The organism is Pantoea rwandensis, assembly GCF_002095475.1.
Classification (GTDB): Bacteria; Pseudomonadota; Gammaproteobacteria; order Enterobacterales; family Enterobacteriaceae; genus Pantoea; species Pantoea rwandensis.
In genome coordinates, this window is the sequence record NZ_MLFR01000056.1 from 1 (window position 1) to 12,073 (window position 12,073).

General features: G+C 55.6%; 11 protein-coding genes and 1 pseudogene. 9 read left to right on the plus strand and 3 right to left on the minus strand.

Annotated elements, in window-relative coordinates; genetic code table 11:
- Positions 1–161 precede the first annotated feature (161 nt).
- From HA51_RS26585 to HA51_RS26595, 3 genes are read right to left on the minus strand one after another with little or no spacing between them, the layout of a single operon-like run.
- The gene (locus HA51_RS26585) at positions 162–1,421 is read right to left on the minus strand and encodes a glycerate kinase type-2 family protein (protein WP_084938417.1); all 1,260 of its coding nucleotides are present in this window, start codon (positions 1,419–1,421) and stop codon (positions 162–164) included.
- A gap of 2 nt (positions 1,422–1,423) precedes the next feature.
- Complete coding sequence (locus HA51_RS26590) at positions 1,424–2,512, minus strand: tartrate dehydrogenase (RefSeq protein ID WP_045831774.1); 1,089 nt, start codon at positions 2,510–2,512, stop codon at positions 1,424–1,426.
- 14 nt (positions 2,513–2,526) lie between these two features.
- On the minus strand, positions 2,527–3,837 hold the full coding sequence (locus tag HA51_RS26595) for an MFS transporter (protein WP_084938418.1): 1,311 nt from the start codon (positions 3,835–3,837) through the stop codon (positions 2,527–2,529).
- 130 nt (positions 3,838–3,967) lie between these two features.
- Between HA51_RS26595 and HA51_RS26600 the strand changes: the two genes are divergently transcribed.
- The 9 genes and pseudogenes from HA51_RS26600 (at position 3,968) to HA51_RS26640 (ending at position 11,906) form a co-directional block, all read left to right on the plus strand.
- Positions 3,968–4,876 (plus strand): LysR family transcriptional regulator, encoded by a 909-nt coding sequence (locus HA51_RS26600; RefSeq protein WP_084938419.1) that lies wholly within the window; start codon positions 3,968–3,970, stop codon positions 4,874–4,876.
- Between the two features lie 154 nt (positions 4,877–5,030).
- Positions 5,031–5,993, plus strand: a complete 963-nt coding sequence (locus HA51_RS26605) for a LysR family transcriptional regulator (protein WP_084938420.1) — start codon at positions 5,031–5,033, stop codon at positions 5,991–5,993.
- 353 nt (positions 5,994–6,346) lie between these two features.
- The gene (locus tag HA51_RS26610) at positions 6,347–7,801 is read left to right on the plus strand and encodes an NAD(P)-binding domain-containing protein (RefSeq protein WP_084938421.1); all 1,455 of its coding nucleotides are present in this window, start codon (positions 6,347–6,349) and stop codon (positions 7,799–7,801) included.
- Positions 7,798–8,280, plus strand: coding sequence for a CMD domain-containing protein (locus HA51_RS26615; protein WP_084938422.1), 483 nt, complete (start codon positions 7,798–7,800; stop codon positions 8,278–8,280). Before HA51_RS26610 ends, HA51_RS26615 begins: the two co-directional genes overlap by 4 nt.
- A complete protein-coding gene (locus tag HA51_RS26620; protein WP_084938423.1) occupies positions 8,277–8,843 on the plus strand; it encodes a peroxidase-related enzyme in 567 nt (188 codons plus the stop codon). The genes HA51_RS26615 and HA51_RS26620 overlap by 4 nt, the downstream gene beginning before the upstream one ends.
- 12 nt (positions 8,844–8,855) lie before the next feature.
- A pseudogene (locus HA51_RS26625) lies at positions 8,856–9,592 on the plus strand (amino acid ABC transporter ATP-binding protein).
- 20 nt (positions 9,593–9,612) lie between these two features.
- A complete protein-coding gene (locus HA51_RS26630) occupies positions 9,613–10,428 on the plus strand; it encodes a transporter substrate-binding domain-containing protein (protein ID WP_084938424.1) in 816 nt (271 codons plus the stop codon).
- Positions 10,429–10,507: 79 nt separating this feature from the next.
- A complete protein-coding gene (locus tag HA51_RS26635; protein ID WP_200577555.1) occupies positions 10,508–11,197 on the plus strand; it encodes an amino acid ABC transporter permease in 690 nt (229 codons plus the stop codon).
- A gap of 16 nt (positions 11,198–11,213) precedes the next feature.
- Positions 11,214–11,906 (plus strand): amino acid ABC transporter permease, encoded by a 693-nt coding sequence (locus HA51_RS26640; RefSeq protein WP_084938426.1) that lies wholly within the window; start codon positions 11,214–11,216, stop codon positions 11,904–11,906.
- The last annotated feature ends 167 nt before the right edge of the window (positions 11,907–12,073 follow it).

The window sequence follows — 12,073 nt, forward strand, 5'->3', positions numbered from 1 at the left end:
GAAGCGCGCACATTCATCGTAGGGTTGCCATTTATGGCGACCAGAAGCGTGCACATTCCTTGTAGGGTTGCCATTTATGGCGACCAAACGCGCTTAGGTGACTCGAATTATCTGGCTTGTTGCGCCGCCACCGCCTGTTTTTCACGACGGTAGCGGCGATATCAGGTTATCAATATGGCACGAATATCATTCACATTGGTGAGTGTCGGGCCAGTAATCACCAAATCTCCGGTGGAATGGAAATAGCTGTAGCTGTCATGGGCATCCAGATAGGCTGAGGCACTTAGGCCGTTGATCTTGCCGCGCGCCAGCGTATCAGGGTACACCAGCGCACCCGCCGCATCTTCGGTGCCATCGATACCATCGGTATCCCCCGCCACCGCCCAGATGCCACTTTCACCCTGCAATGCACAAGCAAGGCTGAGCAGAAACTCGGTATTGCGCCCGCCTTTGCCCGCCCGCCCGTTTGCCACGGTGACCGTGGTTTCGCCCCCGGAAAGCAGCACGGCGGGCCCGACAACGGGATGACCGTACTGCTTTACCGATCGGGCTATACCGGCCATCACTACCGCCACTTCACGGCTTTCCCCTTCGATGGCATCGCCGAGGATCAAGGGTGTCAGGCCATGTGCGCGTGCGGTCAACGCTGCCGCCTGCAAGGCGAGAGCAGGCGCCGCGATCAGCCTGACCTCACTGTTCGCGGCATTTTCCACAGGGCGGGTCGGCTGGTTCAGCACCTTACGCACCGCTTCCGGTACCGCAATGCCATAGCGCTCCAACACCCTGAGTGCATCACGCGGCGTACTCTGGTCGGCGACGGTCGGGCCAGAGGCCACATCCGTCGGGTTATCACCTGGCACATCGCTGATAATCAGTGACACGATGCGCGCCGGTTGGGCCAACGCCGCCAGCTTGCCGCCTTTCACCGCCGAGAGATGACGACGAACCAGATTCATCTCTTTGATGTTGGCGCCGCTGTGCAGCAGGGCGCGGGTAATCGTCTGCTTATCGGCCAGCGTTAATCCCGGTGCGGGCAGCGCCATCAGCGCCGATCCTCCACCGGAAATCAGCGCCAGCACCAAATCATCCGAAGTTAACCCGCGCAGCGTCTCCACAATCAGCATGGCGGCAGTTTCGCTCATGGCATCAGACACCGGATGTGCTGCCTCAAGAATGCGGATGCGGCCCGCGGGTACGGCATGGCCGTAACGCGTCACCACCACGCCCGAGACATCTACATCCGGCCAGGCCGCATCCACCGCCGCCGCCATCGCCGCAGAGGCTTTACCGGCACCAATCACCACGCAACGTCCGCGTGGCTTTTCCGGCAGGTTGGGGGGGATCACCGGTCCGGCGCGGGCGCTGTCGACAGCGTGCTGAAAGATATCGCGCAGGATTTCTGCGGCCTGTTCATTTCTCATGATTATGCGGTCTCGGCGACGTTGGCTTTGGCTTCGATGAATTGCACTACGGCACGCGTCACGTCAGCTGTATTGGCGGTGCCACCGACATCGGGCGTCAGAATGCCCTGTTCGCACACGTACTCAATGCCTTCCATGATCAGCGCAGCCGCATCAGGTTCGCCCAGGTGCTCCAGCATCTGCACGGCGGTCCAGAAGGTGGCAATCGGGTTAGCGATGCCTTTGCCGGTGATATCAAACGCGGAGCCATGAATCGGTTCGAACATGGAAGGGAAACGGCGTTGTGGATCGATATTGGCGGTCGGTGCCACGCCCAGACTGCCCGCCAACGCACCGGCCAGATCGGAGAGGATATCGGCGTGCAGGTTGGTGGCGACAATGGTATCCAGCGTCTGCGGATGCAGCGTCATGCGGTGCGTCATCGCATCAACCAGCATTTTGTCCCACTGCACATCCGGGAACTCCAGCGCCACTTCAGCGGCAATCTCATCCCACATCACCATGCCGTGACGTTGGGCGTTCGATTTGGTCACCACGGTCAGCAGTTTACGTGGGCGCGACTGCGCCAGTTTAAAGGCATAACGCATGATGCGGGTGACACCAACGCGGGTGAAGATCGCCACTTCGGTGCCCACTTCTTCTGGCAAGCCACGGTGCGCACGACCGCCGTTACCGGAGTATTCACCTTCCGAGTTCTCACGCACGATGACCCAATCCAGATCGCCTGGGCCACGGTTGCGTAGCGGCGAGGTGACGCCCGGCAGAATTTTGGTTGGACGCACGTTGGCGTACTGGTCGAAGCCCTGGCAAATCGGCAGACGCAGGCCCCACAGCGTAATGTGGTCAGGCACATCCGGTGCACCCACTGCGCCGAAGTAAATCGCATCGAATTTTTTCAGTGTGTTCAGGCCATCTTCCGGCATCATCACGCCATGTTTTTTGTAGTAATCCGAGCCCCAGTCAAACGTCTGCACATCAAACTTCAACTGTGGATTTTGACGCGTCAGCGCATGCAGCACTTCCACGCCCGCTGAAATCACTTCCGGGCCGATACCGTCGGCAGGAATCGCGGCAATTTTGTAGTTACGCATAGTTAATTCTCCAATCAATGAGTATGAGGATGAGGAATCTCTGCCGTTTGCGGTTTATTCGCTTTGGCAGACAGAATCAGAACCACGAGGGCTGAGAGCGCCAGTAGTCCGGCGACAAAGTACAGACCCCAGGTGTAGCTACCGGTTTGCTGACGGATGACACCAATCATCATCGGGCCGACAAAACCGCCGAGGTTGCCGATGGAGTTAATGGTGGCGATACCCGCTGCGGCTGCCGGGCCGCTGAGGAACAGGGTTGGCATGCTCCACAGTGGCGGTTTCGAGGCGCTAATCCCCACGGTGACCAGCGTTAAGGCGATGATTACGGCAAACAGTGTGCTGACGTTACCGGCGTAAATCAGTCCGGCTGCGGCCAGTAAACAGGCACCAATCACATGCCAGCTACGCTCTTTGGTGCGGTCGGAATGACGTGCCCACAAGATCATCGCGATGACGCCAATCACTGCCGGGAAGGCGTTGAGGAAACCGATCTCCATGGAGGAAGCACCAAAGCTGCGGATGATTTGCGGTGACCAGATGCCGAGCGTGTACAAGCCTGCGGAGGTGCCGAAGTAGACCAGCGCCAGCGCCAACACGCGCTTATCCGCCAGCCCGCGCCAGGCGCTGCTGTGGCTCTGTTTTGCCGCACGCGCCAGCTCCTCAGCCTGCATGGTGTTTTCCAACCACGCCCGCTCTTCGTCAGTCAGCCATTTGGCTTTGGCCGGACGATCGGTGAGGAAGAACAGCACCACCACGCCGAGCAGCAAGGCGGGAATGGCTTCCAGTACAAACATCCACTGCCAGCCCGCGTAGCCCAGGAAGCCATGCATCTCCAGCAAGGCAGCGGAGATCGGCGATCCCAGTGCGGTCGAGAGGGGAGCCGCGGCCATAAAGATGGCAGTAACCTGTGCGCGTTTTGCTGCCGGGAACCAGTAGCTGAGATAGAGGATGATGCCGGGGAAGAAGCCGGCTTCCGCCACGCCGAGCAGGAAACGCAGGGTGTAGAAGCTGGTGGTGCCTTGCACAAAGGCCATACAGCCAGAGACTAAGCCCCATGTGATCATCACGCGGGCGATCCAGATTCTCGCACCGACTTTATGTAGAATTAAATTCGACGGGACTTCAAACAGGAAATAACCGAGGAAAAAGATACCCGCCCCGAAACCAAATACCGTGGGTGAGAAACCTAAATCCTGATTCATGGTTAACGCGGCAAAGCCAATGTTGACGCGATCGAGAAATGCGATGAAGTAGAGCAGCATGATGAAGGGCACAATGCGTAACGTCACTTTACGCATCACCCTTTTTTCGAGGTGAGAGTTCATATTAAAGTGCTCCAGATTGTGTAGGGTAGTATTATTTTTTTGTATTCGAGTTCAGTATGCAGTTTTGACTTGGCGGATCATTAAGAGTGGATTATATAAAGTATTTGAAGAATCAAATGGCGAGGAAAATGTGGATATAAATCAACTGCGTTGTTTTGTGGCAGTAGGTAAAGAGCTCCACTTTGGCCGCGCAGCCCAAAGAATGGAAATGATGCCTGCGTCACTTTCTCGCTTTATTCGATTACTCGAAGAGGACCTTGGCGTGCGGTTGTTAAATCGATCGACACGCAACGTCTCATTAACGGCGGAAGGGGCAATATTTTTTGACGAAGCCAGCAAACTTATCGATCAATTTGATGTGCTAGCGCTGCGTTTTAAAGTGGGACTAAAAGATGAGCGCCGTACTTTACGGATTGGCGCGATTGACAGTGCAGCGCGAGGATTGGTTCCTGCCTTGCTGAATTTATTTGTGCCGCTGCATCCAGCCAGTGATATTCATATTATTGAAGATAAAACTATCAATCTTATTCCAAAATTGAAATCAGGCTGGCTGGATATGATTATTATTCGGGCACCGCAAATGATTGACTCTTCACTGGCTATTCGTTTTATTACCCGAGAAAGTTGTGTGCTGGCCGTGCCGCTAAATCATCCGCTGGCAGGAAAAACGCAAGTAGCAGTAGAAGACTTTCAGCATGAGGCAATGATTATTCCCGATCGACGCACCCGTCCACACAGTCACGATCTCACCATGAGTTTATTTAAACATGCAGGATTAACCCCGCACATTGCGCAGTTCGCTGAAGAAAAACAGACTATTTTAAGTTTAGTGTCGGCCGGTTTAGGTTTGGCTGTTGTGCCTGCTTCTTATCGCACGATGAATAGTGAAAGTGTCAGCTATATTGCACTTGAATTGCCTGAACAAATAAAAGGCCTGCCGCTGAGTATTGCCTGGCAAAAAGGCAATGAAGATGAGTATTTGCGCGAGATGTTGCGTCTGTTAAATGAGAATAAGCGCGAGCTTACGGAAAAACTTTAGCATTTTAGTGCGAGCGGGCTCATGCACCTTGAGCCGCGCATCAAACGTATTCATTGCCGTCAATGCAGTAGCGAATAAGCAAGACTCTCTCTATGATGGATTTTTTCCCGCCATATTGCCGGGGACAATCAATGATTTAGGGAAGTAATCACGCATGACCCTGTTAAACGACCTCGATCTGCGCCAGTTGGAAGCTTTCTCCGCTGTGATTTCAGCAGGCAGCGTGACAGCGGCGGCTAAAGCGCTGAACCGCTCGCAGCCTGCAGTATCGCGTTTGATTCAGGAGTTGGAGCAATCGCTGGGTTACCCCCTGTTTATTCGCAACGGTCCGCGTATTCATCCCTCTGAAGAAGCACTGCAACTGCATCAATATGTACAGAAAGCCTTGCTGTCGCTGCAACAGATCCGCCTGCGGGCACAGGAGATCGCGCATCAGCAGCATCGTCCGCTGAGCATTGCTGCCACACCCGCACTGGCTGCCGGTTTACTACCGCAGGCGCTGGCGGCGCTGAATCTGCAAAACAAAGTCCAAATAATCAGTGAATCGGCGGAACAGACCGCGCATGCCGTGATCACCGCTGAAGTCGATATTGGTCTATGCAGCTTGCCGCTGGAGCATCATGCGGTGGAGTTGCATTGGATTGGGCAGTCGCAATGTGTGATTGCGTTGCCTGAAGAAGATGCGTTAGCGGCGCATCAAGTGTTATCGCTCAGCCAGCTGGCAGGCCGCCACTTAATTGCTCCCTGGAGTCCACAACGCCTGCGTGGGCGCTATGAAAAAGCGTTGAAGAAGGTGAAAGTACCGCTGCTGGAAACCATTGAAACCAACTCTTCAGCGAATATTCTTGGCTGCGTGCGTGCCGGATTGGGCGTCGCGATTCTTGAACCGGTGACGGGTTGGGGCATGCCGCTGGCTGGGGTAGCAATCCGCCCGATTGAGGAAGACATTCCCTATTTCTTTGGCGTGATCACCCCGCAGGGTCGCCAGATCTCCAGCGCCGCGCAGGCACTGGTGGAGGCGCTGGCAGAGGTTGCGGCCAAGTTGTTACCCGGCTTCGAACGCCTGCCCGCCAGCGAACATCCGCGCATTATGCGGGTGATCAATCAGGAGTCGTAGCGGCATGCAACACAGCACGGGATGTGTCTACCTCGTCGTAGCGGCACGATTTATCGTGCATCTCACCACGGCATCATCGCTTCAATAAGCGCGAAGAATTACCCCGCCATTCAACGCTTATAACTTTTTCGGCATAAGATATAAGAAATCCATTGGTCAAATCCTGAGCGCAATTCTTGACTCTGTTTTAGGGCAAGAGGATTATGCGAAAACTTAGCTGTTATTATGCGTATTGATGATTGTTGGTCGCCTATTATGCGTTTTATGGATAATGAAAAGGGCGGTTTCATCAGCGCGTTTTACGGGTTTTCGCTCGCTCTCACGGCGATCGCTGACACCAGGGAAATCTCTCTATGACGTATTCCGCCAAAGGTCTTGCCGCGCTGGAAGCTCAGCTTCAGCAGGATCTGGAATTTCTGGAACTGCCTGCCAAATCATGGGTGCCTGAACGCACTTATCAGAACACACCGGTTCGCGATGTGGTGGTGATAGGCGCAGGCATGTGCGGTTTGGCGGCACTGGCCAAATTACAATTCACCGGCATCAGCAATGTCGTGGCCTATGACGCCGCACCCGCCGGATTAGAAGGCCCGTGGATCACCTTTGCGCGTATGGAAACCCTGCGTTCGCCGAAAACATTGCATGGTCCGGCGCTTGGGCTGGCACAGCTCACCTTCCGCGCCTGGTTTACCGCGCAGTGGGGCAATGAAGCCTGGCAAGCCCTCGACAAAATCCCCAAAGATCAGTGGATGGATTATCTGGTGTGGTACCGCAAGGTGCTGAATCTGCCCGTCCATAACAACGTACGCGTCAGCAACATTGCACAAGCAGGCGATCTGATTGCGCTCGATCTGGCGGGTGCCGAAACTGGCCGTGTTTACACACGTCGTTTGGTGCTCGCCACCGGACGTTCCGGCCTCGGCGGCTTTGCTGTACCGGATTTCCTGCAAGGCATTGACCGCCGCTTCTGGGCGCACTCCGCCGATGATATCGACTTTGCGGCGTTGCAAGGCAAACGCATCGCGGTGATTGGTGCAGGTGCTTCTTCAATGGATAACGCCGCCACGGCGTTGGAACAGGGCGCAGGTGCCGTTGATTTGCTGATTCGCCGCAAAGAAATGCCGCGCATCAACAAAATGACCGGGATTGGCAGCCAGGGTGTGGTGCACGGCATGCATCAGCTGCCAGACGCGTGGAAATGGAAGTTCGTCGATTATACCGCCGCCACCCAAACGCCACCGCCGCGTTCTTCAACGCTGCGTGTCTCGCGCCATGAAAATGCGCGCTTCTTCCTCGACTGTGGCATTAACGCCGTCAAACAGGAAGAAAATGGTCTGCTGATTGAAACCACTCAAGGCGCACTGCGCTACGACTTCCTGATCGCCGCCACCGGATTTACTAACGACTTCCACGGCCGCCAAGAATTTGCCGCCATCGCACCGCACATCCGCAGCTGGTCCGACGGTCGCTATCAGCCAGAGATGGGAACCCCACGTCACAGCCTGCTGGAAGCGCCGGACCTCGGCCCTTCGTTCGAGTTCCGCGAATTGACGCCCGATGCCTGCCCAATGCTGGCACACATCCACTGCTTCAACGATGCCGCAATGCTGACGCACGGCAAGGTCTCCGGCGATATTCCTGCAGTGAGCGCCGGTGCCGATCGTCTGGTGCGTGGGATTACTGCCTCGCTGTTTGCCGAGGACGTTGAGCAGCACTACGCCAACTTACAAGCTTTTGACACCCCTGAATTACAGGGCGATGAATGGGTGGATTCAACCCCCTTACTCAAACAGGAGAACGCGTTGTGAGCGACGCTATTGATCAAGCAGCCGGATTAACACCAGAAGATGCGTTGTATCAGACGCGCCGCCTGCGTCCCGAATTTGTTGAGGGTGCGGAAGCGTGCCGTGTGTCAGTACTGACGCCGGAAGACGATCAGGGTTTACCTGCAGATCTGCGTCTGGCACTGGCGCAGCGTATGGCGGTGCTGAACTACGATGCGCCGCTGCAACGTGATTACCAAGCGCAGCTGGCGGCGTTAAACCCGTCCGAATCCCTACTGGCGCTGGCGTCAGGTTGCACTGTCGCGGGCGAACCGCTGGCGACGATTGCGCGCCATGCTGACATGGTCACGCAACAGCCGACTCAGGCCACCGAGCAGCACATCCGCTTGCTGGAGCAGGCCGGTTTAACCAATCCACAGATTGTCGCGCTGTCTGAACTGATCGCCTTTGTTAACTTCCAGACGCGCGTCGCGGCTGGCTTACGTTTGATGAGGTCCGCATGATTCCGTCGGTTAATCTCAAGCCGCTGCACTGGCATCCGTATATCACGCCAGTGGATGTTGAACAGGCGACTCCAGCGCAGCTGGATGCGATGAAAGTGACGCCTTCTAACAAGAAGATCTCCGAATACGTGCGCACACTGGTGCACGATCCCGAGAGCTACACCGCACGTACCGGGCTGTTCAACGCCATTATGTATGTTGAAGGTGGGTTGGATCGCGCCGATCGTGAACTGGGCGCCTTGGGTGCTTCGATCGTTAACGGCTGCCGCTATTGCGCGGTGGTGCATGCGCGCCGCCATGTGCAGTTGGCTGAGAATGACAGCGTCGTCAGTGCCATCTATTTTGATAGAGCGGACGTGCTGGGTGAACGCGATGCGGCGATCTATCACTTTGCTCGTCGTTTATCGGTCACGCCGTCTGAAGCCACGCCAGAAGATGTGGCGGCACTGCGCGCCGTCGGCATGAACGATCAGGAGATTATCGATCTGATCCACGCCATCGCCATTTTCGGCTGGGCCAACCGCCTGATGCATGTGCTCGGCCATGCTGACCTGAACAAATAAGGGCTGCACCGGATGTTAGAACTCAACAATATTACGCTCGCTTACGGCAGCAATCCGATCCTGAAAGGCGTCGATCTGTCGGTAAAACGCGGCGATGTAGTGTCGATCATCGGGCCAAGTGGCACCGGGAAAACCACGCTGCTGCGCTGCATTAACTATCTGGCGAAGCGTCAGCGGGGACGATTCAACTGGATCAGATCCGCATGGATTATCAGTCACCCGACAAAGCGGCGATCCAGGCGATCCGCTTGCGCACTGCTATGGTGTTCCAGCAGTTTAACGTGTTCAAAAACATGACGGTGTTGGAAAACGTGATGGATCCGCTGATCGTTATCCAGCGTAAAACCAAACAGCAAGCGCGCGACATCGCCGTGCAGGAGCTGGAACGCGTGGGTCTGGGCGCCAAGCTCGATCACTATCCGTCGCAGCTGTCTGGCGGCCAGTTGCAGCGTACTGGTATTGCTCGTGCTTTGGCCGTACGCCCGGATGTGATGCTGTTTGATGAACCGACCTCATCGCTCGATCCCGAGCTGGTGGGGGAAGTGCTGAAAGTGATTAAAGATGTGGCGTCATCCGGCATTACCTCGCTGCTGGTAACGCACGAGATGCAGTTCGCGAAAAGCATCTCGAATCGCATCGTGTTTATGGATCAGGGTGTGGTGGCTGCGCAGGGGACCCCAGCAGAGATGTTTGATAACCCATCCCTGCCGCGCCTTGCCCAGTTCCTCAACTCAGAAAAAGTATTCTAATAATTAAAGGAATCAGAGACATGCCTGCAATCAAAACTACATTACGTCGCCTGGCCGCGCCTGGCATCATCGCCCTGGCTTTAATCAGCGGTAACAGCTTCGCTGACGCGGTTCGCACCATCAAAATCGCTACCGCTGCTGAATCCAAACCGTTGTCATGGGGCGCGATCGGCCATGAACCTGAAGGCTACGAGCCAGACGTGCTGAAAGCCATCAACGCGAAACTGCCACAGTACAAATTTGTGATGGAAGGTGCGGCGGATATCGCGCAGGAAACCGGCTTAGTGACCGGCAAATACGACATGGCGACCGGTGGCTACTACAAAGCGCCTGCGCGTAGCAAACAGTTCCTGATCCCGGATGCGCCAATCGGTGCCAGCCTGATGAAGATCTACAGCCGCAGTGACAGCAATATCAACGGCATGAAGGATCTGGTCGGTAAGAATATCGTGCCGGTGACTGCAGGCGGCGGCGTGTATAAGTTCGTCACCCAGTGGCAGCAGGATAACCCGAACGACAAAATCACCATCAAAGCTTCCAGTGCCGGTGTGCCTTACCCGGATCGTCTGAAAGAAGTGCAGAACGGTAAATACGATGCGCTGATCCTGCCTTCAAACCTCGGTGAGCAGACGGTGATCGACAATCAGAAACTGGCGATCAAAGCCAGTGAGCCAGTGGTGATCAACAACACCTATGTGCTGATCCACCGTTCGGCTGAGAATCAGGCGCTGAACGATGACGTGAACAAAGCGCTGAAAGAACTGAAAGACGACGGCACGCTGGATAAGCTGGCGCAGAAGTGGTTTGGCGAAGACGTTAGCAAGTACATGAAGTAACAGATTCACTGCGCCCGGTGTTGAGCCGGGCGCATGCTGTCCTTTTTAGCAGGAGTGTTTCACCGTGAATCTATCCTCCATGATTCCAGAACTGCTGTCGGCGCTGCCTTTAACGCTCGGCATCATGTTTGTGGCGATGATTGTCGGGTTCTTTCTGGCGCTGATCGCGACATTTTTCCGCGTACGCCGAATTCCCGTGATCAGCCAGCTGGCCGATCTCTATGTTTCTTACGCCCGTAGCGTGCCCGTGGTGCTGCAGCTGTTTGTGGCCTTCTACGGCATGCCGCTGATCACCGATAACTTTGGCTTTGGTGACTTCTTCACCGCCAACGTGGCGGCGATGATTGGTTTGAGCCTGTATCACGGCGGTTATCTGTCGGAAGTGATGCGCCCGGCGTACCTTGCGGTCGAGCGTGGTCAGCATGATGCCACCGACAGCCTTGGCTACAGCTTCCGCCAGAAAATGCTGCGTGTCATCGGCCCGCAGGCGGTGCACTTTGCGCTGCCGGGTTACGGTAATGCGATTATTTATCTGATTCATAACGTGGCGCTGGTGATGTATATCGGTGCGGCGGATGTGATGGCGACCGCGCACTTAATTATGGAACGCGATTACAACCAGTATCAGTTTGGCACCTATCTGGTGTTGGCGGTGCTCTATTCACTGCTGTGCGGTGTGGCGTGGCTGGTTATCCGCTTCTTTGAACAACGTCATGCCAAGTACAGCTCGAAGTCTGCGCCGCGCGTGAAGTTCACCACCAGCGTCTGAGTGAGGGAGAAAAACCATGTTTGATGCTGAGGTTTTGCTGCCAGACTTCTGGAGCATTCTCGATGCGGTGCCGGTGACGCTGTTGATGGCGGTGACGGTGTTTATCTGTTCGACGCTGTTGGGCGGGCTGTTTGCCTTTATCGAGCATCGCCGCATTCCGGTGCTGCGTCAGTTCGTTATTGCCTACAAAATTGCCTTCAAAGGCGTGCCGATGGTGGTGGTGATTTTCCTCGCCTATTACGGCTTGCCTCCGGCGCTGCACTTTGTCGCCACGCTGTTTGGTGTGGAGGTCAATGCCCACTCATTGCCGAATTGGGTGATCATCATTGTGGCGCTGAGTGCCTGCGTGGCGGCGTTCCAGGCTGAAGTGTGGAAGGGCGCACTGAACTCGTTCGACAGCGGACAATCCGATGCGGCTTTATCGCTGGGCTACAGCGGTGGGCAGCTGTTCCGTCGGGTGATGTTCCCGCAGATTATCGTGGCAGCGATCCCCGATCTGGCGAATGCGTTTATGGTGATCATGAAAGCGCTGTCGCTGGCCTTTGCTATCGAAGTGGTGGATATCTTTGCCCAAGCGCAATTGACGGCGGCACTGAATTTCTACTATCTCGAAGCGTTCCTGATTGCGGTGGTGTTCTACATGGTGATTGCCTATGTGGTGACCAAAATCGCCGACAAGATCGAGGCAGCGCTGCGCGTGCGCACCTGATGATGGACGCGTTTTAACGAAACGGCAGCCCAATGTGGCTGCCGTTTTTTTTGCCAGGTGCGCATAAATGCGCCCCCTACGGTGGAAGGGTGATTCAAAGGTGCGCATAAAAGCCCTCTACGGTGGAAGGGTGATTTCAAAGGTGCGCATAAAAGCCCTCTACGGTG